This window comes from Streptosporangium becharense (genome assembly GCF_014204985.1).
In the GTDB taxonomy this organism is placed as follows: Bacteria; Actinomycetota; Actinomycetes; order Streptosporangiales; family Streptosporangiaceae; genus Streptosporangium; species Streptosporangium becharense.
The window spans coordinates 5,101,712-5,126,534 of the sequence record NZ_JACHMP010000001.1 but is presented as its reverse complement, the minus strand read 5'-3'; the positions used below and the strand labels follow the sequence as shown (position 1 = coordinate 5,126,534).

Sequence of the window (24,823 nt, the reverse complement as noted above, 5' to 3'; positions counted from 1 at the left end):
CCTGCGGCCCCCTAGGCTGGGCGGGTGACAGATCGCATCGAGGCAGCCGCCGCTGAACTGCGTCCCCTGCTCCAGGATTTCATCCTGTGGGCGCGCGAGAACGCGCCCGAGAGCGACCCCAACCTGGTCGGCTCCGTCGCGCTGTGGCATCGGCTGATCGCCTCCGACGACGTCGGGCGGTGGAGGCGATCCGATCTGCGCACGGTGCTCCTCGACCGCATGCCCCAGGTCGTCGAGGATCCCGACGCGGCGGCCGACGGCATGGTGCCGGCGGTCCGCGCCTACCTGTCCTTCCTGTCGGAGTCCGGCCGTCTGGTCAAGGGGTCGTCGCCGCTCCGTGACCTGCTCGCCGAGCTCGACCGCCTCGAGGACGACTTCGTCGACGCGATGGAGGACCTCGTCGACGACGAGGAGGACGAGGACGACTACGACGAGGAGGCGGTGGAGGGCCTGGGCGACTTCGAGCCGTTCGCCGACCGGCTCGCCGAGCTGCCCACCATCCGGCTGCGGCCCGACTCCGAGCTGGCCGAGGCGGCCCGCAAGACCCTCCTGATCGCCAAGGCCCGCGATCTGGCGGTCTGGGTCGGGACCGAGCGCCGGGTGGGCGAGACGACCCTGCTCACCGACGCCGAGATCGCCGAGGCGCTGGGCGTGCTGGGGATCGCCGCCCCCGAGGACGGCACCCCGGCCGCCGACTCCGTCCCCGCGCTCTGGAACATCTGGAACCTCGCCATCGACCTGGACTTCCTCCAGCCCGAGGGCGAGGACACCGTCAGCGTCGACGCCGACGCCGCCGAGTGGCCCTTCGACGAAGATGACGACGTCCTCGACGCGTGGCTGACGGGCCTGCAGTCGGTCGACTACGGCGACCCCGAGCTGGACGACGAGGACGCCACGATCGCCCTGTCCGGGCTGAGCCGGGCGTTGCTGGTCCGGGTCCTGCTGGCCATGGGTTCCAAACCGCTGGCCGAGCTCCGCACCGAGCTGGCCGAGGCCGCCGCGGAGTACGACGACCTGGCCGCGGAGGCCTGGGCCGCCGCCACCGCCCGCTACGGCGATCCGCTCACCCCGGTGCTCGACTGGCTGACCGGCTACGGCATGGTCGAGGTCGAGCACGACCAGGTGCGCCTGACGCCGCTCGGCATGGAGGGTGTGGTCCACCTGGTCGACGACGCCGACATCGAGCTGGACGCCCGGCCCGCCATCGACGCCATGACGGCCCTGGACCTGCTCTCCTTCAGCTCCGAGCTGCCCGAGGAGGAGGCGGACGCCGAGTTCGCCGCCTGGCTGGAGCTGCGCTCCCCCGAGCAGGCCGCACGGGACCTGCTGGAGGCCGCCGCCGAGGACGACGCGGACGCCCTGGTCCGGGTCCAGGCGGCCAGCATGGTCGGCTCGCTCGGCGAGGTGGCCGTGCCCGCCTGGCGCGCCGCCCTGGACGTCCCCTCGCTGCACCCGTACGCGGCCACCCACCTGGCGCAGCTCGGTGTCGAGGACGCCGAGCCGCCCACCCAGGCCGACACCCACTGGCTGATCCTCGACATGCTGACCATCTCCGCGGGCCTGGGCCGGCCCGAGTTCGTCAGCAGCCTCGACGACATCGGCGCCGCACCCAGCCTGATCGGCCTGCTCGACGTGATCTGGAAGGTCCGCCACCCGCACCTGGAGGAGCTGCTGGAGGCGATCGGCGAGGCCCACCCCGACAAGCAGGTGGGCAAGGCCGCCAAGCGGGCGCTGTTCAAGGCCCGCTCCGGGCGCGGCTAACGCATCGGGAACACCGCGCAGGTCGTGGTGGCGTGGGCGTAGAGCTTGCCGTCCTCCTCCCCCACGACCTGCGCCTGCGCGGTGGCGACGGTCCGGCCGACGTGCAGGGTCCTGCCCTCGCACCGCAGCGGGCCGGTGCCGGCGAAGACCGGCCGGACCATGTTCACGTTGAGCTGAACCGTGGTGTACGCCCTGCCGACCGGCAGCTCGCTCATCACCGCGCATCCGAGGGCCGAGTCGAGCAGGGTGGCCAGGTAGCCGCCGTGCACGCTGCCCAGCGGGTTGTACAGGTGCTCGCCCGTCTCCCCCACGAAGACCGCCAGGCCGCGCTCCACCCGGGTCATCCGGAAGCCGAGCGTGCCGGTGATCGGGGGCGGGGCGATCCGGCCGTCCACCAGCCGTTCCAGGAATTCCAGGCCCGACAGCTCGGCCACCTCCGCGGGAACGGTGGGCGGCACCCACGAGTGGGTCCGCGAGGTCGTCTGCCGGTTCTGCGAGGTCGTCGTCACGGATCTCACCCTCGCGGGGGGACGATCGCGGCTCAAGTCCGGATTCCGTACCTTTGACACCGTGAACGAGTACGGGCAGTTCTGCGCCGTCGCACGGGCGCTGGAGATCCTCGGTGAGCGCTGGACCCTGCTCGTGGTGCGCGAGCTGCTGCTGGGCTCGACCCGGTTCAACGAGATCCACCAGGGGCTGCCCAACATCTCCAAGACCATGCTGTCGGCCCGGCTCCGCACCCTGGAGAGGGCCGGGATCGTCGAGCGGCGGGACCGCGCCTACCTGCTCACCGCGGCGGGCAGGGCCCTGGCCGGGCCGGTGCGGGCCCTGGGTGAGTGGGCGGCGGAGTGGGACCACCGCGAGCTCGCCCTCGACCCGCGGCTGCTCGCCTGGGACCTGCACCGCAGGGTGCACCGCGACCGGCTCCCGGAGAACCGCACGCTGGTGGCGCTGAACTTCCCCGGGGCCCGCTACTTCCTTCACGTGCGCCGCCCGGGGGTGAAGCTGTGCGGGGAGGACTACGGGCGGACCGCCGACCTGCATGTGGAGGCCGACCTGAAGGCGCTCACCGAGTACTGGATCGGTGAGCGCTCCTGGGCCGACGTGACCCGCAGCGGGGAGGTCCGGCTGACCGGCCCCGCCGAACTGCGCCGGGCCTTCCCCACGTGGTTCTCCGGCTACCTCCTGGCCCGCACCCCGCCCGCGTAGGGCGGCCGGAACGTGCGGGTCTTCTGGAACTGGCGGTTCATGCCGCACCTCGCCCGCGTAAGGCGGCCGGGGTGCGGCCGGAATGCGCTCGGGGTGCAGTCGGAATACGGCCGGGATGCGCTCGGTCCCGGCGGGCATCGCGTACGCACTGCCCGTCCAGGACCGCGCACGCACTGCCCGTCCGGCTGGAATCGCCGGACGGTGGCGCACATCCCCCGGAGGGGGAATGCGGCCGCACACACGAAAACCCCCGGAAGCGGATGCTTCCGGGGGTTCGCAAGGTAGCCCCGACCGGATTCGAACCGGCGCTACCGCCTTGAGAGGGCGGCGTCCTAGGCCACTAGACGACGGAGCCTTGCGGTTGACAGCGTGGTAGTCCCGACCGGATTCGAACCGGCGTTACCGCCTTGAGAGGGCGGCGTCCTAGGCCACTAGACGACGGGACCGAGCACACTGTCGTCGGATTCGGGGGGACCGAACCCGCGACGCCTTCAGAAGAAGGCGCAGCTGGGGTACCAGGACTCGAACCTAGAATAACTGAACCAGAATCAGTCGTGTTGCCAATTACACCATACCCCACCGCCCTGGACCCCCTTGCGGGGCTCGCTGGCGACTCCGAAAGAATAGCCCAGGTTGGGGGACAAGACCAAAACGATTACCGGCGGCCTGGTCACCGCGACACCGGAGTGCCGTTCCGGGGCCCGCTGTGTAACGCTGCTGGGGAGATCCGTCCGCCTGTGAGGAGTTTCCGCCTTGGCCGAGAACCCGTTCTTCGCCCCCAGCACGCTGCCCTACAAGCTGCCGCCGTTCGCGGAGATCAGGGAGGAGCACTACCTCCCCGCCTTCGAGCGCGGCATGGCCGACCAGCTGCGCGAGGTTCAGGAGATCGCCGACAACCCGGAGCCGGCGACGTTCGCCAACACGATCGAGGCGCTGGAGCGCTCGGGGCAGATCCTGAAGCGGACCGCGACCGTCTTCATGAGCATCGCCTCCTCCGACGCCACGGACGGCATCCGGGAGATCGAGACCGAGGTCTACCCCAAGCTGACCAAGCACGCCGACGCGATCCACCTCAACCGTCCCCTCTACGCCCGGATCCGCCAGGTCGCCACCGACGACCCCGAGGAGGCGTGGCTGCTGGAGAAGTACCGCGTCGACTTCGTCCGGGCCGGCGCCGACCTGTCCGAGACCGAGCAGGAGCGTCTGCGGGAGCTCAATGAGGAGCTCACCCGGCTCGCCACCGCCTTCGCCCAGAACCTGCTGACCGCCTCCACCTCCTCGGCGCTGGTCGTCGACGACGTCACGCTGCTGGACGGGCTCTCCGAGAGCGCGATCAAGTCGATCGAGAAGGACGGCCGGTACGTCCTGCCGCTGCTCAACTTCACCAACCAGCCCGCGCTGGCCGAGCTGACCGACCGGGAGACCCGCCGCCGGCTGTACGAGCTCTCGGTCGACCGGGCCCCGGAGAACTTCGAGCTGGCCGTGCGGATGGCGACGCTCCGCGCCGAGCGGGCGGCGCTGCTCGGCTACCCCAGCCACGCCGCCTACTCCGTCGCCGACCAGACCGCCAAGACCACCGACGCGGTCGAGGAGATGCTCGGCAAGCTCGCGGGCCCCGCGGTGGCCAACGCCCGTCGCGAGGCCGAGGCGCTGAGCGAGCAGGCCGGGTTCCCCATCGAGCCGTGGGACTGGTCGTTCTACGCGGAGAAGGTGCGCAAGGCCCGCTACGACTTCGACGGCGCCGAACTGCGTCCGTACTTCGAGCTGGACCGGGTGCTGCGGGACGGCGTCTTCCACGCCGCCGGCGAGCTGTACGGGATCACCTTCGCCGAACGCGACGACCTGACCGGCTACCACCCGGACGTGCGGGTCTTCGAGGTCTCCGAGGCCGACGGCTCACCGCTCGGCCTGTTCGTGTTCGACCCCTACGCCCGGCCCACCAAGCGGGGCGGCGCCTGGATGAACAACCTGGTGGACCAGTCCCATCTGTTCGGCGAGCGGCCCGTGGTGATGAACAACCTCAACATCACCAAGCCCGCCGAGGGGCCGACGCTGCTGACCTTCGACGAGGTCGTCACCGCCTTCCACGAGTTCGGCCACGCGCTGCACGGGCTCTTCTCCGACGTGCGCTTCCCTCGGGTCTCCGGCACGGAGGTGCCGCGCGACTTCGTGGAGTACCCCTCGCAGGTCAACGAGATGTGGGCCACCTGGCCGTCGGTCCTCGCCAACTTCGCCAGGCACCACGAGACCGGCGAGCCGGTGCCCGCCGAGCTCCTGGAGAAGATGAGGGCGGCCGAGAAGTTCAACCAGGGCTTCGCCACCGTCGAGTATCTGGCGGCGGCGCTCCTCGACTGGGCCTGGCACAAGCTCGCCGCCGGCGAGGTCGTCGAGGACGCCCGGGCGTTCGAGCAGGCGGCCCTGGAGCGCGCCGGAATCGCCTTCGAGCTGGTCGGCCCCCGTTACCGGACGAACTACTTCGCCCACATCTTCTCCAGCGGCGTGGGCGGCTACAGCGCCGGCTACTACTCCTACATCTGGAGCGAGGTGCTCGACGCCGAGAGCGTGGAGTGGTTCAAGGAGAACGGCGGTCTGCGGCGGGAGAACGGCGACCGTTTCCGGTCCGCGCTGCTGGCGGTCGGCGGCTCCAGGGACGCGATGGACGCCTTCCGCGACTTCCGCGGGCGCGACCCGCGCATCGAGCCGCTCCTGGAGCGCCGCGGCCTGCTGGCCTGATCCTCCCCGCCGCGCGGCCGGCCGGTGAGCCGGGCCGCGCGGCCGGTGGGCGGATCAGACGGGCCGGGCCGCGCGGCCGAGGGGTGGATCAGCCCTGGAGCCTGGCCAGGGCGGCGCGGAGGCGCTCGATGGAGCGCTCGCGGCCGAGCGCCTCGATCGACTCGAACAGCGGCAGCCCCACGGTGCGTCCGGTGACGGCCACCCGCACCGGCGCCTGGGCCTTGCCGAGCTTGAGGCCGTGCTCGGCGCCGACCTCCTCCAGGGCGGTCTTGAGCGACTCGGGATCCATGGCGACCGTCTCCAGACGGGCCAGGTAGCCGGTGAGGATCTCCACCGCGGAGTTCTTCATGGCCTTGTCCCACGACGCCTGGTCGAAGACGGGCTCGTCCAGGAAGAGGAAGTCGACGTTGGCCGTGATCTCCGACAGCACGGCGATGCGGGTCTGGGCCAGCTCGGCGACCCGGGCGAAGACCTCGCGGTCCCATTCGGGGGCGAGCCACGGGTCGCAGCGGGCGACGAACTCGGCGAGGGGCAGCGCCCGGATGTACTCGCCGTTGAAGGCGCGCAGCTTCTTCTCGTCGAAGAAGGCCGGGGAGGGGTTGACGTCCTCCAGCCGGAACAGCGGCACCATCTCCGACCAGGGCATGATCTCCCGGTCGTCGCCCGGCCCCCAGCCGAGCAGCATCAGGTAGTTGACCATCGCCTCGGCCAGGTAGCCCTCGTCCCGGTAGGACTCCAGGGCGACCTTGTCACGGCGCTTGGACAGCTTCTGGCGCTTCTCGTTGACGATGACCGGCACGTGGGCCCAGGTGGGCGGGGCGACGCCGAGCGCCTGCCACAGGAGCTGCTGCTTGGGCGTGTTGGACAGGTGCTCCTCGGCGCGGACCACGTGGGTGATCCGCATCTCGATGTCGTCGACCACGTTGGCCAGCACGAACAGCGGGGAACCGTCGGCGCGGGCGATGACGAAGTCCTCCATCGCGCCGTTGGGGAACTCGACGGTGCCGCGGACCAGGTCCTCGACCACGGTGACGCCCTCGTCGGGGGTGCGGAAGCGGACCGCCCCCTCGGTCAGGCCGCGCTCGCGGCAGAAGCCGTCGTAGCCCTTGTGCTCGGACCCGGTGCGGGCCTTGACGTCGTCACGGGTGCACGTGCAGTAGTACGCCCGGCCGTCGGCGATCAGTTTGGCCGCCGCCTCGCGGTGCTGCACCTCGTAGGACGACTGGAAGTAGGGGCCCTCGAAGGCGGGGTTGTCATCGTTGACGCCGATCCACGCGAGCGCCGAGATGATGCCCTCGGTCCACTCGGGCCGGTTGCGCGCGGCGTCGGTGTCCTCGATGCGGAGCACGAACCTTCCGCCCGACTGTTCGGCCAGAGCCCAGTTGAACAACGCCGAACGGGCGCCGCCGACATGGAACATGCCGGTCGGCGAAGGGGCGAAACGAACCCTAATCACGCGAGACCACCCGGTTGGTGAGAGTGCCGATTCCTTCGATGGAGACGCTGACCTCGTCGCCGACGTCGAGCGGGCCGACCCCCTCGGGTGTCCCGGTGAGGATGACGTCGCCGGGGATCAGGGTCATGACCGCGCTCACGTGGGCGATCAGCGCCGGAATGTCGTACATGAGCTTGGAGGTGCGCGAGTCCTGCCTGACCTCGCCGTTCACCGAGGTGGTGATGCCCGCGTCGGCCGGATCGAACTCGGTCTGGATCCACGGGCCGAGCGGGCAGAAGGTGTCGAACCCCTTGGCCCTGGTGAACTGCACGTCCTTCTTCTGCAGGTCTCTGGCGGTGACGTCGTTGGCGCAGGTGTAACCGAAGACGACCTCGTGGGCCCGTTCGCGGGGCACCTCCCGGCAGAGCCTGCCGATCACCACGGCCAGCTCCCCCTCGAAGTCGACCCGCCGCGACAGGCCGGTCGGGTAGGCGATGGCCTCGCCCGCGCCGATCACCGAGGTCGACGGCTTGAGGAACATCAGCGGCTCGGCGGGGACCTGTCCGCCCATCTCCCGGGCGTGGTCGGCGTAGTTCCTGCCGATGGCGACGACCTTGCTGGGCAGCATGGGGGCGAGCAGCTTGACCTGGGACAGTGAGTAACGTTCGCCGGTCAGCTGGAGCGGCCCGAACGGGTGCCCGGAGATCCCGGCGACGAACTCCTCCCCGGGCCCTCCTTCGACCACGCCGAAGCCGACACCTTCACCTGTGGAGAACCTGGCTATACGCACACGACAAGGCTAGTCGGGGTCGGGCTCCGGCCGGACCGCGCGGGTCTCCCCGTCACCTCGCCCGGCGGGCCGTCCTGGAGGCGGAACGTCTATATCTCCCCATGAAATCCCCAAGAAAAGATATATCCCTATTAGTGGTGATTTGGGGGGTATTACCGCCTGCAACGGAGGCTGGACCGGCCTTCGGGGAGGGGGAGCGACGTGACCGAAGCCAGCACGGCGAGCAGGCCGAAAGGCGAGGAGGCGCCGGTGCCCCGCGCCAGGACGGACGCTCCCGCGACCCAGAGCAGCCTGGTGACCTCCAGGGGGACCACCACCATCGAGAGCGGGGTCGTTGCCAAGATCGTCGGTCTGGCGGCCAGGGAGGTCTCCGGGGTCTTCGACATGGGGGCCGGCACGGCGCGCGCGCTCGGCGCGGTCCGTGGCATGGTCGGCGCCGAACGGAGCATCACGCAGGGGGTCTCGGTCGAGGTGGGCGAGCGGCAGGCCGCCGTCGACCTGGAACTGGTCGTCGAGTACGGCATGGCCATCCCCGACCTGGCCGGCGCGGTACGCCGGAACGTGATCACGGCGATCGAGCGCATGTGCGGGCTCGAGGTCACCGAAGTCAACATCAAGGTCTCCGACGTCCACATGCCCGGCCAGGAGAAGGAGCCGGCGGAGACCTCCTCGGCGGGACCGCGCGTTCAGTGAGCGGGCCGGGCGGTCTCTCGTACGAGCCGGGTGCGCTGGCGCGGATGGTGGCCGAGGCCGTCCGGAACAGCCCCGACGTCGTCGGCCTGTCGGCCGGGCCGTTCGGGACCGTGGCGACCTACCTGCCCGGTGAGAGGGTGCCCGGGGTGGCGCTGCGCGAGGACGAGGTGGAGGTCGCGGTCGTCGTCAGACTCGGCCGTCCGCTGCCGGAGATCGCCGCCGGGGTGCGGGCGGCGGTCGCGCCGCTGGTGGGTGACCGCCCGGTGAACGTCCATATCGGAGGTGTGCGGTGAGGGATTTCCCGCTGTGGTCCGTGGTCGGCACGGTCGCCGGGTTGCTGCTGGGGTTCGCGGGGGCGTTCGGCGGCTTCGTGGCCTTCCTCCTCGTGCTCGTCCTGGGTGCCCTCGGTCTGCTGGTCGGACGCATCGTCGACACCGGCGGGATCGACCTGTCCCGGCTGACGGCGAGACGATGATGTCCACACCGGTCGGGCGTCGCCCCGGGCCCGGGGAGGCGGCCGTTCCCGCCGTCCCGGGAGCGCGGGCCGCACCGGAGGACGCGGAGTCCCCGGCTTCGGCGTCGCCGACGGCTCAGGCCGTGCCCGCCCAGTCGGTACGCGAGATCGTTCCGCCCGAGCGGCGCGGCCGGACGGACATCCCCGGCAGGGTCGTGTCGCGCATCGCGGCCCGCTCCGCCGGGGAGGTGGCACGGGTGCGGGAGGTCGGCGAGCGGGGGCCGCGGACCTTCCACGGGGGCACCCGGGCCACGGTCGACGGGCGGCTGACGACGCTGCGGCTGGACGTGACGGTGGAGTACCCGGCCCCGATCCGCCAGGTGACGCGGGAGGTCCGGCGCCACGTCGCGGAACGCGTCCGTGCTCTGACCGGCCTGGACGTCGGCCACATCGACATCGAGGTCGTCGACGTGGTGCCCTCCCGGGACGCGTCCCGCCCGTGGGACACCGCCCCGATGCCGGTCGTACCGGCCGGGCCGGCCGGACCGCCCGGATCCGCGGGCCTGGGCGGTCCGGCCGGCGCCACCGCCTACCGGGAACCGGGCACGCGCCTGACGGGAGGCGCCACTGCCTACCGGGAGGAGCCGGGATGAGCACCCCGGTTCCCGGCCCGGCCGACCGGATCTTCATGGCGGAACCCACCATGCAGACACCGACCGCACCCGGCGCGGAGCTCACGAGGCCACCGGCACCGCCGATGCCCGGCACGACGGCGGGGAACGCCGCCGCGGACCGGGCGGCGATCCGGGCCTTCAGGCCGCGCCGGGTGGTCCCCTCAGTCGTCACGGCCGCCCTGATGACCGTGATCGGCGCCCTGGTGGCCCTGGAGGTGGTCTCCGCCCTGCTGGACCGCCCGCTCCGGCTGGTCCCGTACGACCGTGTGCTCGCCCGGGCCTCGTCCACGCCCTGGGACTCGCCCTGGGTGACGGCCGGCGCCGGCCTGGTCACGCTGCTGGGCCTGACACTGGTCCTGCTCGCGCTGCTGCCCGGACGGCCCCGGCTCATCCCGGTCAGAACCGGTGACCGGGATCTGGTCATCGGCGTGCACCGCAGGGGGTTCGCCCACACCCTGGCCCACGCGGCCGAGCAGGTTCAGGGCGTCGGCCGTGCCCGCGTGCGGGTGCGCGGCAGGACTGCGCGGGTCGAGGCGGACAGTCTCGTACGGGACACCACCGGCCTGGAGGAGGCCGTACGGCAGGCGGTGACCGCGCGGATCGCCGCCCTCTGCCCGGTGGACGACTACCGCGTCCGCGTGCGCCTGCGGGAGAGGTGACCGCCATGCGGGACAGGACCGCCCGGGGGAACCGGCTGGGGCTGCTGCTCACCGGGCTGCCGTTGCTCGTCCTGGGTGCTCTGGGCGTCGCGCGGAGCCTGGGTGCGCTCCCCCGGGCCTGGGTGCCGGCCGGCGGACCGGTCCTCGACGCCCCGACACGGGCCGCCTTCGCCCGTCAGGGCCCGTGGCCGTGGTGGGTGGTCGCGGCGGTGGCGGTGGCACTGGCACTGCTCGGGCTGCGCTGGCTGCTGGCCCAGACACGGCGCCACCGGCTGGACGGCATGCGCCTGGACGGCGGCCCCGCCGGGATCACCGAGCTCCGCACCCGCGGCGTGACCGACGCGCTGGCCGCCGAGGTGGCCGCGCATCCCTCGGTCCTCGACGCGAGCGCCGCGCTGGTCGGCACGCAGGCGCGTCCGGTCGTGCGGCTGCGCGTACTGGTGACCGAGGACGCGCGGATGGACGCGGTCCGCGAGCAACTGGGCGAGGTGGCGGTCCCGCACGTGCGCCAGGCGCTGGAGACCGAACGGCTCCCGGCCGTCGCCCGGGTGACCTTGGGAGGCGTGCCGCACCCGCGCAGGACCCTCGCCTGACGAGCACGGGTCATAGAGTGATCGGGGAAACCACGGCGTCGAGGAGAAGATGTGCCTTCGGTTGTGAAGATAAACGTCCTGACGGTGTCCGCGGAGATGCGCGAGGAGCTGGAGCGCCGTTTCTCCGGCCGGGCCGGAGTGGTGGAGTCCGCCGACGGGTTCGAGTGGTTCGAGCTGCTCCGTCCGGTCGACGGCACCGACCGGTATCTGGTCTACACGCGCTGGCGCTCCGAGGAGGACTTCACGCGCTGGACCGAGAGCCAGGCGTTCCAGCGGGGTCACGCCCAGGCCGCCGGATCCGGCGCGCCGGACCACGGCCACGGGGCGGCTGAGGGAGGGCAAGCGGGTCAGGGACACGGGCAGGGGCACGGTCACGGGCAGGGGCCCGCGGCCAGCGGGGCCGAGCTGTGGTCGTTCGAGGTCGTCCAGAGCGCCGGGCCCAAGCAGGAGTCCTGACCCCGGTCCCGCGGGACCGCTGACGATCCCGCGGGTCCGTCGGCGGGACCGGCTCAGATGTTGGGACCGTCGGCGGGACCGGCTCAGGTGTTCGGACCGTCGGCGGGACCGGCTCAGGTGTTGGAACCGTCGGCGGGGCCACGGAGCCGGTTCGTGGCCGCGGGGTCGTCAGCGGTCCAGCGCGTTGGCGGCGATGCGCTCGGCCACTCCGCCGCGGACGAAATCTCCGGCGATGCTGTCGGGCTTGCGCGCGGCCTGGTCCCTGATGCACGCGGTGAACTCCGGGGCGATCCCCAGCCGGGGGTAGCGCTCCAGCACCTCGGCGCGGAGCTCGGCCGGCCAGTCCTCCGGCCGCCGCCCGGAGATGTCCAGTCCGGTCGACAGTTCGAGCAGGTGCCCCTCGGGGTCCTGCTCGACGTCCACCTTGTCCCACATGTGGCGGATGACCACCTCGGATGCGCGCATCCGGCGCTCGACCGGCCAGCCGGCTCCGGCGGCGAACACCCACGCGACGTGGCCACCGGCCTCCTCGTACGGCACCGTGTGGCTGTCGAACTCCTTGACCAGGCCGATGTCGTGCATCATCGACGCGACATACAGCAGTTCGGCGTCGAAGGCGATGTCCCGTGCCGCCGCGTACGCCGCCGCCCACAGGTAGGCCCGCACCGAGTGGTTGAGCAGGGCGGGCGAGCAGTAGGCGGTCGCCACCTCCAGGGCGCCGCGGGCGGCCGGGGTGTCGGGGATCACGATGTCGGCGAATCTCATGCCTCCAGCCTGGCCGAACGCGTCGACGGCCACGAGTGGCCGGGAGGACATCGTTCGATAGGATCGCGCCATGAGCTTCACCAGGGTCGCGATCATGCTGTTCGACGGGATCCCGCTGTTCGAGGCGTCGGTGCCGATCGCGGTCTTCGGTGAGCGGCGTCCCGGGATGCCGGAGTTCGACGTCCGGGCGGTGTCCGCCGAGGGCGGCCCGATCCGCACGGACATCGGCGTCACGCTCGCCGCGCCGCACGACCTGGGTGCCGTGGACGACGCCGAGCTGGTCGTCGTGCCGACCTGGCGGCGACCCTCCGACGGCCCCCCTCCCGCGCGGGAGGCGCTGGACGCCCTGCGCCGTGCCCACCGCCGTGGGGCGACCGTGGTCGGCCTCTGCCTGGGCACGTTCGTGGTGGCCGCCGCCGGACTGCTGGACGGACGCGGAGCCACGACCCACTGGCGTTACGCGTCGCTGCTGGCCGAGATGTACCCGGACGTCGACGTCCGGCCCGACGTCCTCTACGTCGACGAGGGCGACGTCCTCACCTCCGCGGGGAGCGCGGGCGGCATCGACCTGTGCCTGCACCTGGTCCGCCGGACGTACGGCCCCAAGCTGGCCGGCGACATCGCCAGGAGCCTGGTGGTGCCGCCGCACCGGGCCGGCGGGCAGGCCCAGTACATCGACCACCCCGTCCCGCCGCCGTCCACGGGCGACCCGCTCGGCGAGACCCTCGACTGGGCCCTGCGGAACCTCGACCGGGAGCTGACCGTCGGCACGCTGTCCGCCCGCGCCATGATGAGCCGCCGCACCTTCGACCGGCGTTTCCGGCAGGCCACCGGGACCACGCCCGCCCAGTGGCTGCTCCACCAGCGGGTGCTGCAGGCGCAGCGGTTGCTGGAGAGCACCCGTGAGCCCGTGGAACGGGTGGCCCGCAGCGTGGGGTTCGCCTCGGCGGTGGCGCTGCGTCCGCACTTCCGCCGCCGGGTCGGGGTCTCCCCCAGCGCCTACCGGGAGACCTTCGGCGCCGCCCCGGACCGCACTCCCGTCTCCCGCACCTGACCGGGGCCCGCACCCGACCGGGTCCCGCACCCCGCACCCGACCGGGTCCCGCACTCCGCACCTGACCGGATCCCGCACCCGGTCGGATCCCGCGCGACCGGGGCTCCACGCCCGCCCCGGGGCCCGGCGGGACGCCGAACCGGTTAGCCGGACGCGCATCCAATTGCTAACGATGTGCCCGAAGAGTCCCCTGTGGCTTGACGGTCTGCTGGGATTCGGACAGCATGATCCGCCCTCTTCGTTCGCCCCGGAAGGAATCGGCGTGCGCCGCCGCACACAAGCACTCGTTGTCTCGTTCGTCCTCCTGATGACCGCCGGCACGACCGCCGGCACGGCGGAGGCCGGGGAGGCGGCGGCGAACCGGGAGGCCAGGCGCACCGCGGAGTGCCAGGGCGACTGGCTGCCCGCCACCCCGACGTCGTCCGACATCATGGACGGCCGGCTCGAATTCCTGGACCTCCCCCCGGTGAAGGTCGGCAAGGACGTCGACTGGCGCACCGACCCCTACCGCAACCGCTCCTGGAGCATGGTCTTCCACTCGTTGCGCTGGATGGGCCGTCTGGTCGCCGACTACGAGACCAACGAGGACAGGACGTACCTGACGCGGGCCGTCGAGATCGCCAAGGACTGGGTGGCCGACAACCCGCGGGGCGGCGCCCGGACCAGCCCCTACGCCTGGCAGGAGCACCCGATCGCGCTGCGCGCGCCCGCGCTGGTCTGCCTGAGCAAGCACGTCAGCGAGCCGTGGCTGACCGCCAGCCTGGCCGAGCACGCCAAGATGCTGGCCGACCCGAAACTGTACGAGAAGGGCCACAACCACGGCATCGACCAGGACATCGCGCTGCTGGGCATCGGCTGCCGCTACGGCCGCGACCAGTGGGCCGACCTCGCGGTCAGGCGGCTCACCGAGACCGTGAAGCTCGACGTCGACTCCCAGGGCGCCCTGCGCGAGCAGGCCCCGCGCTACGCGATCTACGTCCACGACCGGCTGAAGGTCGCCATGGAGAACATCAGGTCCTGCGGCCGGAAGGTGCCCGCGGAGATCTCCAGGCGGTGGGAGTCGATGGAGAACTTCATCGCGCACTCCACCCAGCCCGACGGGTTCATGGTCCCGATCGGCGACGGCGGCGCGGACGTGCGGCCGGTCGGCTACGCCCACCCCAAGCAGAAGGTACGGGTGTTCGGCGGCGGCTACGTCTACGGACGCACCGCCTGGGACAAGCCCGAGTCGGCCTTCTACTCCATCCGCTTCGGCCCCGGCCTGAAGCACCACGGCCACGAGGACCACCTCGGCGTGACCTACCAGGCGCAGGGCCGGGACGTCCTGGTCGACGCGGGGTTCCACTCGTACGAGAAGAGCGCCTACCGCGACTGGACCGTCTCCCCGCAGGCGCACAACATCCCGCAGGTGGTCGGCGCCCGGTTCCGTCCCAAGACGGCCACCGCTCTGAGCAGGTCGTCGATCGGGGCCGACCGGCAGAGCTACCGGCTGACCGACCGCGCCTACGGGGTGCCGAGGACCCGCTCGGTGCTGGTCAACCACGGCCAGGACGTGCTGGCCGTGCTGGACACGGTGCCCAAGGGATCGAAGGTCCGCACCCTCTGGCACTTCTCGCGGGACCTGACCACCGTGTCGAACGGCGGCGGCCGGGTCGTGCTCAAGGACAAGGCGGGCTGGAAGACGACGCTGGTGCAGGTCTCGATGCCCTCGTGCGAGCCGGTCGGCCCGCTGAAGGTGGTCCGCGGCCAGACCGGCCCGTACCAGGGCTGGGTCTCCCCCGCCTACCTGCAGAAGCACCCCGCTCCCGCGGTCGTCTCACCCGCCGTCGGCGGCCCGGTGCTGACCGTGGTGGTGCCCGGCACCGACCGGCCTTCGGTCTCCTGTTCCGGCGGCAAGGTCACCCTGGAGACGTCCGAGGGGCCGGTGAGCTTCCGGGTGTCCGGCGCGAACCTCTCCTGACGGTCTCGACGGCGCCGCACAGTCACGTCACGGACGGCACGGGCGGCACGGGCGGCACCGTCACAGGCGGAACCGCCGCGTCGTCAGCGGCGGGGCGTCACTCCGCCTCGTGGCCGGCGCGCAGCAGGCCGTAGGTGACGGCCTGCTCCAGGGCCTGCCACGACGCCTCGATGATGTTCTCGTCGACGCCGACGGTGGACCACTCGCCGGCCGCGTCGCTGGAGGTGATGAGCACCCTCGTCACCGCGTCAGTGCCGTGCGTGCCCTCCAGGATCCGTACCTTGAAGTCGATCAGCTCGACCTCCGCCAGCTCCGGGTAGAGCCGCTCCAGGCCCAGCCGCACGGCCCGGTCGAGGGCGTTGACCGGGCCGTTTCCCTCGCCGGTGGCGACGATCCGCTTGCCCCTGGCGTGCAGCTTGACGGTGGCCTCGCTGACCAGCTCGCCGCCCCGGGTCCGCTCGATGATGACCCGCCACGACTCGACCTGGAAGTGGCGCCTGCGCTCTCCGGCGACGGTGTCGCGCAGCAGCAGCTCGAAGGAGGCGTCGGCGGCCTCGAAGGTGTAGCCCCTGGACTCCAGTTCCTTGACCCGGTTGACCAGCTCGCGCGAGGTGTCGGCGGGCAGGTCGTAGCCCAGCTCGCGGCCCTTGAGCTCGACCGAGGCGCGGCCCGCCATGTCGGAGACGAGCATGCGCATGTCGTTGCCGACCTCGGCGGGGTCGATGTGCTGGTAGAGGTTGGGGTCGACCTTGATGGCGCTGGCGTGCAGCCCCGCCTTGTGCGCGAAGGCAGAGACGCCCACGTACGGCGCGTGGGAGTTCGGGGTGACGTTGGTGACCTCGGTGATCGCGTGGGCGATCCTGGTCATGTCGGCGAGCGCCGCGCGGGGGACGAGGTCGAAACCCCGCTTGAGCTGGAGGTTGGCCACGACCGTGAACAGGTTGGCGTTCCCGGAGCGCTCACCGTAGCCGTTCGCGCAGCCCTGCACGTGGGTGGCGCCGGCCTTGACCGCCGCCAGGGTGTTGGCCACCGCGCAACCGGTGTCGTCGTGGCAGTGGATGCCGATCCTGGCGGACGTCCCGACGGCGGCCTGGACCACCTCGGCCAGCTCGTCGGGGAGCATCCCGCCGTTGGTGTCGCACAGCGCGATGACCGAGGCACCGGCCTCGGCGGCGGTGCGGACGACCTCCAGCGCGTAGGCTGGGTTGGAGGCGTACCCGTCGAAGAAGTGCTCGGCGTCGAGGAAGACTCGCTGTCCCTCCGCACGAAGGTGAGAGACCGTGTCGCGGATCATCGCGAGGTTCTCCTGGAGACTCGTGCGGAGGGCCAGCTCCACGTGCCGGTCGTGACTCTTGGCGACAAGGGTCACGACCGGCGCGCCGGATTCGCGCAGCGCGGCCACCAACGGGTCGTCGGCCGCCTTCACCCCGGCCCGGCGGGTCGCGCCGAACGCGGCGAGCTGCGCGTGTCTCAGGTCGAGCTCTGTTTGGGCCCGCCTGAAGAATTCGGTGTCCTTGGGGTTCGCGCCGGGCCAGCCACCCTCGATGAAGCCGACGCCCAGGCCGTCCAGGTGACGCGCGATGGCCAGCTTGTCGGCCACCGTGAGGTTGAGCCCCTCCTGCTGGGCACCGTCACGGAGTGTCGTGTCGTACACGTGGAAGCTGTCGTCGGTCATGTCGATCTCCTTTTGCGGGGTGGTGGTCGCCGCGCGCTCTTCGGCTCCGGAAACAAAAAAACCCCTCACGGACGTGAGAGGTCTGCGCGCTGGCGGGGTCCTTTTCAGCCAGCGCGCCTGCCGATAATGAGCAGACCGTAGAACATGATGCCTGGCAGTCTGCCACAGGTGGACGCCATCTGACACATCGATCTCGGGATGCGAGACGAAGGGCGTGTCGACACGCCTGCGGATCCCGCCCCCGGCAGCGCTCCCGCCAGCGAGAATGGCGGTATGAAGGCGACTTATCTCGACCCCACGGTCGGACAGTACATGCTCGCGCACACCACCCTGCCCGACGACGTGCTCGACGCCCTCGCCGTCGAGACCCGCGAGCTGACCGGCGACAGCGCGGGCATGCAGATATCCCCCGACCAGGGGCGCTTCCTCACCATGATCGCCCAGATCCACGGGGCCGCGAACGCGGTGGAGGTGGGCACCTTCACCGGTTACTCCTCCATCTGCCTCGCCCGCGGGCTCGCCCCGGGCGGCAGGCTGACGTGCTTCGACGTGAACGAGGAGTGGACGGCGATCGCCCGGCGCTACTGGGAGAGGGCGGAGGTGACCGACCGCGTCGAACTGCGGATCGGCCCGGCGGCCGAGCGACTGCGGGAGCTGCCCGAGGAGCCGGCCGTGGATCTGGCGTTCATCGACGCCGACAAGGCCAACTACACCGTCTACTACGAGATCCTCATGTCGCGCCTGGCCCCGGGCGGGCTGATCCTCGTCGACAACACCCTGTGGAGCGGCCACGTCGCCGACCCCACCAGGGACGACGACACGGTCAGGCACATGCGGGAGTTCAACGACATGGTCAGCACCGACGGCCGGGTCACCTCGATCATGCTGCCCATCGCCGACGGCCTCACCATGATCCGGAAGCACTGACGGGGACGCCCTCCGGTGGACGCCCGGCCGGCCTCCGCCGGGCCGGGCGTCCACCGCGGGAACCAACGGATCACGCGGGTCCGCACGGGAGATCACGCGGGTCCGCAGGGGGGACCGGTGGCCCCCGTGCGGACCACGGGGATCAGCAGATCTTGTGCACCCAGCCGCGCGAGTCCGGGCGGGAGCCGTACTGGATGCCGACGAGTTCCTCGCGGATCCTGGTGGTGACGGGGCCCTGGGTGCCGTCGCCGATCGTCCAGGCGCGGTCGGCGCCCTTGACCGAGCCGACCGGGGTGACGACCGCCGCGGTGCCGCAGGCGAAGACCTCGGTGAGCGCACCCGACTCGCAGCCCTCCTGCCACTCCTCGATCGACAGACGTCCCTCCTCGGCGGTGAGGCCGAGGTCACCGGCCAGGGCGAGGATCGAGTCGCGGGTGATGCCGGGCAGGAGCGTGCCGGTGAGGGCCGGGGTCAGCAGCCGGTCTCCGTAGACGAAGAACAGGTTCATCCCGCCCATCTCCTCGACGTAGCGGTGCTCGCCGGCGTCCAGCCAGACCACCTGGTCACAGCCCTGCTCGACGGCCTGGCGCTGGGCCACGAACGCGGCGGCATAGTTGCCGCCGCACTTGGCGTACCCGGTGCCGCCGGGTGCGGCGCGGGTGTACTCGGTGGACAGCCAGACCGACACGGGCCTGCCGCCGCCGAAGTAGGACGCCGCCGGGGAGGCGATGACCATGTACTTGTAGGTCCGGGACGGGTAGTTCACCCCGAGCGCCGGCTGCGTGGCGATCATGAAGGGACGCAGGTAGAGGCTGTGACCGGGGGTGGTGGGCACCCATTCGCGGTCGGTCTGGACGAGGACCTCCAGCGACTCGACGAACGTCTCCTCCGGCAGTTCCGGCATGGCCATCCGCAGGGCGGAGCGGTTGAAGCGGGCGGCGTTGGCGTACGGCCGGAAGGTGGCGATGGCACCGCTCTCCTGCCGGTAGGCCTTCATGCCCTCGAAGAGCTCCTGGGCGTAGTGGAAGACCGAGGTCGCCGGGTCGAGGCTGAGCGGCCCGTACGGCATGAGGCGCGCGTCGTGCCAGCCCGTTCCCTCCGTGTAGTCGATCGAGATCATGTGATCGGTGAAGACCTGGCCGAACCCGGGATCCGCCAGTACCTGCTCGCGCTCGGCCGCGGTGCGAGCGTGGTCGGAGAGCTGCACGTCGAAGCTGAGCTTCTGAGCGGTGGTCATGACGGAGATCCTTCTCTCGGTGTCGGGCTGCCCTTGAGTCCATTCTGCGACGGACCGGGTAACGGGAAACTACTGCATCTATGGCGAAAACCGGCAGTACCTGGTGACGGTGACCGGGGGTGAAACGACGACGCGCCCGGCGGCTCCGAGGAGCCGCCGGGCGCGTCAGCAGTGCGGGAGGCGGCTGGTCAGCCGGCTACTCGCGCGGTGATGTCGTCGCCGATCTCGTGGGTGGTCCGGCCGGCCCAGCCGGTCTGCCGCTCGACGAGGTCGTCCGCGACGGCCTGCTCGACCCGGGCGGCCTCCTCGGCCAGGCCCAGGTGGTCCAGGAGCATGGCGACCGACAGGATCGTCGCGGTCGGGTCGGCCTTGCCCTGGCCCGCGATGTCGGGAGCGCTGCCGTGGACCGGCTCGAACATGCTCGGCGCGGTGCGGTCGGGGTTGACGTTGCCGCTGGCCGCCAGGCCGATGCCGCCGGCGATCGCCGCGCCGATGTCGGTCAGGATGTCGCCGAAGAGGTTGTCGGTGACGATCACGTCGAAGCGCTCGGGCTGGGTGACGAAGAACATCGAGGCCGCGTCGACGTGGCAGTAGTCGGTCTGGACGTCGGAGTACTCCAGGCTGACACGGTCGAAGGTGCGGGCCCACAGGTCACCGGCGTAGGTGAGGACGTTGGTCTTGTGGACCAGCGTCAGCTTCCTGCGGGGCCGGGCGAGCGCCTTCTCGAAGGCGTAACGCACGACCCGCTCGACCCCGTACGCGGTGTTGAACGACTCCTGGGTCGCGATCTCGTGCGGCGTGCCGCGGCGCATGGCGCCACCCGCCCCGGCGTACGGCCCCTCGGTGCCCTCGCGGACCACGACCATGTCGATGTCCTCCGGACGGGACCGGCCGAGCGGGGTCTCGACGCCGGGGAAGAGCTTGACCGGACGGAGGTTCACGTAGTGGTCGAGCTCGAAGCGGAGCCTGAGCAGCAGGTCACGCTCCAGGACACCCGGGGGGACGCTGGGGTCGCCGACCGCGCCGAGCAGGATGGCGTCGTAGCCGCGCAGCTCGTCGAGCACGGCGTCCGGTAGGGTTTCGCCGGTCTCGTGGTAGCGCCTGGCACCGAGGTCGTACGTGGTGGTCTCCACCTTCGTGCCGACCGCTTCCAGAACCTTCAAGCCCTCGGTGACGACCTCGACGCCGATCCCGTCACCGGGGATGACCGCCAGGCGAATGTTGCGCGAATCCATGCAGGCACCTTACCGGTCCGTCTCGGCAATCGAACACCCATCTCACTCCTCGGACGATTCATTCATGGATTTCCCGATGGGGATTTTGTCCTGTTTGCGATCTTTTGACCGGTTCGTTAAGGTCCTGGACACTCACATCGACGCCTAATCCGTGCGGGTCGTCCCCCTTGTCGTTCTTCGACCCGCACGGAGCCGGGGACCCACTTTCGGGATCCGCCGGGGTGCCCGGGAACCCGTTCCGCGCCGCGGAACGCGGACCCCCTTCCGGGCGCCCCGACTCCCTCGGGGCGAATCGGCGCCTTCCGCGCCGTAGGGCGGCTTCCACGTCCGAGCCCGACAGCTCACCCGGCCGGCCCTATGGAAGGAACGATCCTGTCCGGCAAGACGTACCACCCCCGTGTCCTGACCATGATCGTCGCCGGCGCCGCGGTGCTCGCGACCCCCACCGCGGCACCGGCGGCCGCCACCACGACCCCGTCCGCGAAGCCCGCGGTTCCTCCCGCCGCCCTCGCGGCTCCATCAGCCCTCGCGGCCTCATCAGTTCTCGCGGCTCCGCCCGCCGCCCCCGCCGTGCTGCCCGCCACTCCCGAGGCCCTGCCCGCCGCCCCCGCCGTGCTGCCCGCCACTCCCGAGGCCCTGCCCGCCGGCCAGGCCGCCGGCCCGGCCGCGGCCCCCGCGCCGCTCCCCGCCTCCGGCCCGGCCACTCTCAGCGGCACGAGACTCGCCTCCGCCAGCGGCCCGAAACTCGCGGCGCTCGCCGCCCGGACCGTCAGACCCGCCTGGCGCAAGGCGATCGACTGGGCCATGGCGCAGCGCGGCACACCCTACGTGTGGGGCGGCACCGGCAAGGGCGGCTTCGACTGCTCCGGCCTGATGCTCCGCGCCTACGGCGCCGCCGGGATCACGCTGCCCCGCGTCGCCGCCGACCAGTACCGGGCCTTCGACAAGAAGATCGCCTGGGACGACCTCAAGCCCGGCGACCTCGTCTTCTTCAGCGGTCTCGGGCATGTGGGCATGATCACGAAACCCGGTCACATGGTGCACGCCCCGCGCACCGGCGACGTGGTCAAGGAGGAGAAGCTGAGCTCCTGGCGCCGCCAGGCCTTCGTCGGGGCCGTGCGTCCGGACCCGGCCGGCGTCAAGCGCGCGGCCCAGCAGGCGAAGGAAGCGAAACGGGCGAAGGAGGACGGCGGCACGGACGAGGCCTCCTCGACCGTGCACCCGGCCGACGCGTGAGAAACCGCCGACCGGTCCGGTGGAGGGGCGTCGCCGCCGTCACCGGGCCGGTCGGCGGGCGTCACCATCGGGCCGGCGGACGGGAAGCCGCCGTTGGGCCGGGCCTGAGCGTCACCGCCGGGCCGGCGGGTGGGAAGTCACCGCCGACCGGCCGGTGGGTGCCGCCGACAGGTCAGCGGACGAAGGCACCGCCGTTGTCGCGGCGGTCGAGGGCGATCTGCAGCGCCTCGGCGGCCTCGTTCTCGGCGTCCTCGGTGCGGTTCCAGGGGTACATCTCGTACATGACGGCTCTCATCTCGACGGCGCGGAAGACGGGGCACTGCACCCCGACCCCGGTCACGGATCGGGAACGGGCCGGCAGGGTGCGGGTCCTGGGTGCGGACCGGCGGCGGGGCCGGCGGGCGCCGCGGGTGAGCGGGGCGCCGGGCTGACCTGTCGGGCCTCGTCTCGGCGGGCGACTGTGGCGAGCACCCACCGGATCTCCTGCCACGTTACCCCGCCATCCGGGTGCCGTCTCACTCGCCGTCCATATTTCTCAGATGATGAGACACGCGCGGCCGGCGTCCCGGGAACGGGACGCCGGCCGCGCGGGTGTGACCAGCCGGTGAGCGGGTGGTGACCGATCAGTCGGTCAGGTCGACCGAACGGCCGCTGTCGGCGCCGATCTCGGCGCCGATCTGGTCGACCACCTCGGCCGGGATGGCGGTGTCGACGGTCAGCGCGATCAGAGCCTTGCCGCCCTTGGTGTCGCGGGCCACCTGCATCGAGGCGATGTTGATGGAGTGGTCGCCGAGGATACGGCCGACCACGCCGACGATTCCGGGACGGTCGGTGTAGGCGAAGAACGACAGGTGGTCGGTCGGCTCGATCTCCATCTGGTAGCCGTTGACCTCGACGATCTTCGTGACCTGCCGCGGCCCGGACAGGGTGCCGGAGACCGAGACCGTGCGGCCGTCGGCGAGCACGCCGCGGACGGTCACGACGTTGCGCCAGTCGGGGCTGTCGGGGCTGGTGACCAGGTCGACCGAGACACCGCGGTCCTTGGCCAGCAGCGGGGCGTTGACGTAGGTGACCGAGTCCTCGACCACGTCGGTGAAGACGCCCTTGAGCGCCGCCAGCTCCAGCACGCGGACGTCCTGGGAGGCGATCTCACCGCGGACCTCGACGTCGAGCTTGGTGGCGACCTCGCCGGCGAGGGCGGTGAACACCCGGCCGAGCTTCTCGGCCAGCGGCAGGCCCGGCTTGACGTCCTCGGCGACGGCGCCGCCCTGGACGTTGACCGCGTCCGGCACGAACTCCCCGGCGAGGGCGAGCTTCACGCTCCGCGCGACCTGCGTGCCCGCCTTCTCCTGGGCCTCGTGCGTGGAGGCGCCCAGGTGCGGGGTGACGACGACCTGGTCGAGCTCGAAGAGCGGGCTGTCGGTCACGGGCTCCTTCGGGAACACGTCGATGCCGGCACCGGCGACCCGCCCCTCCTTGATCGCGGAGTAGAGGGCGCCCTCGTCGATGATGCCGCCGCGGGCGACGTTGATCAGCCGGACGCTCGGCTTGACCGCGTGCAGTTCCTTGTCACCGATGAGGCCGATGGTCTCCTTGGACTTGGGCAGGTGCACGGTGACGAAGTCGGCCTCGCGCAGGGCCTCCTCCAGCGAGACCAGGCGGACGCCCATCTGGGCGGCGCGGGCCGGCTGCAGGTAGGGGTCGTAGGCGATGAGCTCCACGCCGAACGGCTGCAGGCGCTGCGCGACCAGCTGGCCGATCTTGCCGAGGCCGAGGATGGCGACGACCTTGCCGTCGAGCTCCACGCCGGTGTACTTCGAGCGCTTCCACTCGCCGCCCTTGAGCGCGGCGTGCGCCTGCGCGACGTTGCGGGCGGAGGCGAGGATCAGGGCGACGGTGTGCTCGGCGGCGCTGGTGATGTTGGAGGTCGGCGCGTTGACCACCATGACGCCGGCCTTGGTCGCGGCCTCCACGTCGACGTTGTCCAGACCGACGCCGGCGCGGGCGACAACACGCAGCTTGGGTGCGTGGGCGATCGCCTCGGCGTCCACCTGGGTGGCGCTGCGCACGATGAGCGCGTCCGCCTCGGCGAGCGCGGGCAGGAACTGTGCGCGGTCGGCTCCGTCGGCGTGGCGGACGTCGAAGTCCGCACCCAGGACCGCGAGACCGGCCTCGGAGAGTTCCTCAGCGACCAGTACGACAGGCTTGTTCACAGGCTGGATCCTTCTGAGACGGTGAGGGTGCACGGACCTCACGTAGTCTATCGGCGCTTGTGAACGCGTTCACGAGTGTCCCGAGATCCGAGACGGTACCCAGGGCCGCCACGCCTCATACCCGCGAAACTCAAGTTGGTATTGATCCCAAGAAAACTTCGCGATTACCCTGATAAGCCGTGGTCCACTACCTATCGTTCCTCATATGAGCATCGGGAACCCCGCTCTCCGCGACGTGCTCGCTCAGCACGCCGGCCCGCACCGCCTGCTGGCGGCGCTCGCCGAATGGGGGCTCCTGGTCGCCGTGCGACCGGACCGGTCCGTCGTGCTCGGCACGACCCAGGCCGGTGACCGGGTCCTGCTCGGATACACATCCGCGGACACCTACGCGCGGCACCGTGGCAGCCACTCACTGTCGGCCTGCGACGCCGACACCATCCTCGACATCCAGCGCGTCACCGGCGTGCGCGAGATCGTGATCGACGCGGCCGGACCGGCCGCGGCGGCCGTGCCGATCGAGGACCTCCAGCGATATCTCCACGCGACGCGCAGCGGTCCCACGCCCGCGCTGTCGAGCGCCTCCCCCACGGCGTACGCGACCGGGGCGACGGCCAAGGTCTCGCGTCCGGCGGCGGTGCGTCCGCCGTCGGTCCCGACGCCCGCCGCCCCCGCCCAGCCGTGGATCCCGGCGCCGCGACCCCACCTGTCGGGCCCGATGCAGATGGTGGACCCCGGTTACAAGCGGTGCACCCATCCGATCCTGCCCGCGCTGCGGGGGGCGATCGCCCAGGTGCTCGCCGACTACCCGCTCGTCCACCACGTGTGGATCTCCGAGGCCAAGACCTCCTCCGGCGCCCCGGGGATCATGTTGCACGTCAAGGTGAGCATGTCGGCGGCCGAGGACGTGGTCAGGGACATCCACCGCGGGGTGCGCGCACGCCTGCCGCAGCTCGCCGCGAGCGAGGCGCCCATCCTGATGGCCCGCATCGCCGACGCGCGCACCGAGCGGCGCATGATCGAGATGGGCGTGCACGTCGTCTGCGCCGACGTCACCGGCTGACCTC

Annotated in this window: 23 protein-coding genes and 3 tRNA genes; 15 read left to right on the top strand and 11 right to left on the bottom strand. The window is 71.5% G+C overall.

Features of this window, described 5'->3' with window-relative positions; all coding sequences use genetic code 11:
• The first annotated feature begins 24 nt into the window (after window positions 1–24).
• Complete coding sequence (locus F4562_RS22535) at window positions 25–1,761, top strand: hypothetical protein (protein WP_184545691.1); 1,737 nt, start codon at window positions 25–27, stop codon at window positions 1,759–1,761.
• Here F4562_RS22535 and F4562_RS35935 read toward each other — a convergent pair.
• Window positions 1,758–2,270, bottom strand: coding sequence for a PaaI family thioesterase (locus F4562_RS35935; protein ID WP_184545692.1), 513 nt, complete (start codon window positions 2,268–2,270; stop codon window positions 1,758–1,760). The two genes, F4562_RS22535 and F4562_RS35935, sit on opposite strands and share 4 nt — an antisense overlap.
• Window positions 2,271–2,331: 61 nt before the next feature.
• Here F4562_RS35935 and F4562_RS35930 point away from each other — a divergent pair, with 61 nt between their 5' ends.
• Window positions 2,332–2,970: a winged helix-turn-helix transcriptional regulator gene (locus tag F4562_RS35930; RefSeq protein WP_184545694.1), complete on the top strand. Its 639-nt coding sequence runs from the start codon at window positions 2,332–2,334 to the stop codon at window positions 2,968–2,970.
• 282 nt (window positions 2,971–3,252) lie between these two features.
• On the opposite strand, the gene F4562_RS22520 is transcribed toward F4562_RS35930, so the two are convergent.
• The 3 genes from F4562_RS22520 to F4562_RS22510 form a co-directional block, all read right to left on the bottom strand.
• A tRNA-Glu gene (locus F4562_RS22520) sits at window positions 3,253–3,325 on the bottom strand.
• Window positions 3,326–3,340: 15 nt separating this feature from the next.
• A tRNA-Glu gene (locus tag F4562_RS22515) sits at window positions 3,341–3,416 on the bottom strand.
• Between the two features lie 61 nt (window positions 3,417–3,477).
• A tRNA-Gln gene (locus F4562_RS22510) sits at window positions 3,478–3,549 on the bottom strand.
• A 174-nt stretch (window positions 3,550–3,723) separates the two neighbouring features.
• Here F4562_RS22510 and F4562_RS22505 point away from each other — a divergent pair.
• The gene (locus tag F4562_RS22505; protein WP_184545697.1) at window positions 3,724–5,703 is read left to right on the top strand and encodes a M3 family metallopeptidase; all 1,980 of its coding nucleotides are present in this window, start codon (window positions 3,724–3,726) and stop codon (window positions 5,701–5,703) included.
• Window positions 5,704–5,791: 88 nt separating this feature from the next.
• On the opposite strand, the gene gltX is transcribed toward F4562_RS22505, so the two are convergent.
• Both gltX and F4562_RS22495 read right to left on the bottom strand, forming a co-directional pair.
• The gene (gene gltX, locus F4562_RS22500; protein ID WP_221207651.1) at window positions 5,792–7,123 is read right to left on the bottom strand and encodes a glutamate--tRNA ligase; all 1,332 of its coding nucleotides are present in this window, start codon (window positions 7,121–7,123) and stop codon (window positions 5,792–5,794) included.
• 28 nt (window positions 7,124–7,151) lie between these two features.
• Window positions 7,152–7,928, bottom strand: coding sequence for a fumarylacetoacetate hydrolase family protein (locus tag F4562_RS22495; protein ID WP_184545701.1), 777 nt, complete (start codon window positions 7,926–7,928; stop codon window positions 7,152–7,154).
• Between the two features lie 201 nt (window positions 7,929–8,129).
• On the opposite strand from F4562_RS22495, the gene F4562_RS22490 reads away from it, so the two are divergent.
• From F4562_RS22490 to F4562_RS22460, 7 genes are all read left to right on the top strand, one after another.
• Window positions 8,130–8,621, top strand: coding sequence for an Asp23/Gls24 family envelope stress response protein (locus F4562_RS22490; RefSeq protein ID WP_184545703.1), 492 nt, complete (start codon window positions 8,130–8,132; stop codon window positions 8,619–8,621).
• Entirely contained in the window at window positions 8,618–8,914 is a 297-nt protein-coding gene (locus F4562_RS22485) for a hypothetical protein (protein ID WP_375782490.1), read from the top strand. The genes F4562_RS22490 and F4562_RS22485 overlap by 4 nt, the downstream gene beginning before the upstream one ends.
• On the top strand, window positions 8,911–9,096 hold the full coding sequence (locus F4562_RS22480; RefSeq protein WP_184545704.1) for a hypothetical protein: 186 nt from the start codon (window positions 8,911–8,913) through the stop codon (window positions 9,094–9,096). The genes F4562_RS22485 and F4562_RS22480 overlap by 4 nt, the downstream gene beginning before the upstream one ends.
• 122 nt (window positions 9,097–9,218) lie before the next feature.
• Complete coding sequence (locus F4562_RS22475; RefSeq protein ID WP_184545706.1) at window positions 9,219–9,728, top strand: Asp23/Gls24 family envelope stress response protein; 510 nt, start codon at window positions 9,219–9,221, stop codon at window positions 9,726–9,728.
• Complete coding sequence (locus F4562_RS22470) at window positions 9,725–10,408, top strand: DUF6286 domain-containing protein (protein ID WP_184545708.1); 684 nt, start codon at window positions 9,725–9,727, stop codon at window positions 10,406–10,408. Before F4562_RS22475 ends, F4562_RS22470 begins: the two co-directional genes overlap by 4 nt.
• Window positions 10,409–10,413: 5 nt before the next feature.
• Complete coding sequence (locus tag F4562_RS22465; RefSeq protein WP_184545710.1) at window positions 10,414–11,001, top strand: alkaline shock response membrane anchor protein AmaP; 588 nt, start codon at window positions 10,414–10,416, stop codon at window positions 10,999–11,001.
• Between the two features lie 51 nt (window positions 11,002–11,052).
• A complete protein-coding gene (locus tag F4562_RS22460) occupies window positions 11,053–11,457 on the top strand; it encodes an antibiotic biosynthesis monooxygenase family protein (protein WP_311734194.1) in 405 nt (134 codons plus the stop codon).
• Between the two features lie 168 nt (window positions 11,458–11,625).
• On the opposite strand, the gene F4562_RS22455 is transcribed toward F4562_RS22460, so the two are convergent.
• Complete coding sequence (locus tag F4562_RS22455; RefSeq protein WP_184545712.1) at window positions 11,626–12,222, bottom strand: HD domain-containing protein; 597 nt, start codon at window positions 12,220–12,222, stop codon at window positions 11,626–11,628.
• A 70-nt stretch (window positions 12,223–12,292) separates the two neighbouring features.
• Between F4562_RS22455 and F4562_RS22450 the strand changes: the two genes are divergently transcribed.
• Entirely contained in the window at window positions 12,293–13,276 is a 984-nt protein-coding gene (locus F4562_RS22450) for a GlxA family transcriptional regulator (protein WP_184545714.1), read from the top strand.
• A gap of 262 nt (window positions 13,277–13,538) precedes the next feature.
• Window positions 13,539–15,236 carry a heparinase II/III family protein gene (locus F4562_RS22445; RefSeq protein WP_311734195.1) on the top strand — a complete coding sequence of 566 codons (1,698 nt, stop codon included), beginning with the start codon at window positions 13,539–13,541 and terminating at the stop codon, window positions 15,234–15,236.
• A 97-nt stretch (window positions 15,237–15,333) separates the two neighbouring features.
• Here the strand turns inward: F4562_RS22445 and cimA are convergent, their stop codons facing one another.
• Entirely contained in the window at window positions 15,334–16,911 is a 1,578-nt protein-coding gene (gene cimA / locus F4562_RS22440; protein ID WP_184545716.1) for a citramalate synthase, read from the bottom strand.
• 273 nt (window positions 16,912–17,184) lie between these two features.
• On the opposite strand from cimA, the gene F4562_RS22435 reads away from it, so the two are divergent.
• A complete protein-coding gene (locus tag F4562_RS22435; RefSeq protein WP_184545718.1) occupies window positions 17,185–17,838 on the top strand; it encodes an O-methyltransferase in 654 nt (217 codons plus the stop codon).
• 142 nt (window positions 17,839–17,980) lie between these two features.
• On the opposite strand, the gene F4562_RS22430 is transcribed toward F4562_RS22435, so the two are convergent.
• Window positions 17,981–19,075, bottom strand: coding sequence for a branched-chain amino acid aminotransferase (locus F4562_RS22430; protein WP_184545720.1), 1,095 nt, complete (start codon window positions 19,073–19,075; stop codon window positions 17,981–17,983).
• Between the two features lie 188 nt (window positions 19,076–19,263).
• On the bottom strand, window positions 19,264–20,310 hold the full coding sequence (locus tag F4562_RS22425) for a 3-isopropylmalate dehydrogenase (RefSeq protein WP_184545722.1): 1,047 nt from the start codon (window positions 20,308–20,310) through the stop codon (window positions 19,264–19,266).
• 357 nt (window positions 20,311–20,667) lie between these two features.
• Between F4562_RS22425 and F4562_RS22420 the strand changes: the two genes are divergently transcribed.
• Window positions 20,668–21,546 (top strand): C40 family peptidase, encoded by an 879-nt coding sequence (locus F4562_RS22420; RefSeq protein WP_184545724.1) that lies wholly within the window; start codon window positions 20,668–20,670, stop codon window positions 21,544–21,546.
• Window positions 21,547–22,169: 623 nt separating this feature from the next.
• Here F4562_RS22420 and serA read toward each other — a convergent pair.
• Window positions 22,170–23,759, bottom strand: coding sequence for a phosphoglycerate dehydrogenase (gene serA, locus F4562_RS22415; protein ID WP_184545726.1), 1,590 nt, complete (start codon window positions 23,757–23,759; stop codon window positions 22,170–22,172).
• 205 nt (window positions 23,760–23,964) lie between these two features.
• Here serA and F4562_RS22410 point away from each other — a divergent pair, with 205 nt between their 5' ends.
• Window positions 23,965–24,819, top strand: coding sequence for a hypothetical protein (locus F4562_RS22410; protein WP_184545728.1), 855 nt, complete (start codon window positions 23,965–23,967; stop codon window positions 24,817–24,819).
• Window positions 24,820–24,823: the final 4 nt, after the last annotated feature.

What these genes read in the sequence shown, in the direction of transcription:
- gltX (WP_221207651.1), bottom strand. Translation starts at nt 7,123, where the DNA reads ATGTTCCATGTCGGCGGCGCCCGTTCGGCGTTGTTCAACTGGGCTCTG.
- F4562_RS22455 (WP_184545712.1), bottom strand. Translation starts at nt 12,222, where the DNA reads ATGAGATTCGCCGACATCGTGATCCCCGACACCCCGGCCGCCCGCGGC.
- F4562_RS22450 (WP_184545714.1), top strand. Translation starts at nt 12,293, where the DNA reads ATGAGCTTCACCAGGGTCGCGATCATGCTGTTCGACGGGATCCCGCTG.
- F4562_RS22470 (WP_184545708.1), top strand. Translation starts at nt 9,725, where the DNA reads ATGAGCACCCCGGTTCCCGGCCCGGCCGACCGGATCTTCATGGCGGAA.
- F4562_RS22420 (WP_184545724.1), top strand. Translation starts at nt 20,668, where the DNA reads ATGGAAGGAACGATCCTGTCCGGCAAGACGTACCACCCCCGTGTCCTG.
- F4562_RS22435 (WP_184545718.1), top strand. Translation starts at nt 17,185, where the DNA reads ATGAAGGCGACTTATCTCGACCCCACGGTCGGACAGTACATGCTCGCG.
- F4562_RS22410 (WP_184545728.1), top strand. Translation starts at nt 23,965, where the DNA reads ATGAGCATCGGGAACCCCGCTCTCCGCGACGTGCTCGCTCAGCACGCC.
- F4562_RS22425 (WP_184545722.1), bottom strand. Translation starts at nt 20,310, where the DNA reads ATGGATTCGCGCAACATTCGCCTGGCGGTCATCCCCGGTGACGGGATC.
- F4562_RS22465 (WP_184545710.1), top strand. Translation starts at nt 10,414, where the DNA reads ATGCGGGACAGGACCGCCCGGGGGAACCGGCTGGGGCTGCTGCTCACC.
- F4562_RS22430 (WP_184545720.1), bottom strand. Translation starts at nt 19,075, where the DNA reads ATGACCACCGCTCAGAAGCTCAGCTTCGACGTGCAGCTCTCCGACCAC.
- cimA (WP_184545716.1), bottom strand. Translation starts at nt 16,911, where the DNA reads ATGACCGACGACAGCTTCCACGTGTACGACACGACACTCCGTGACGGT.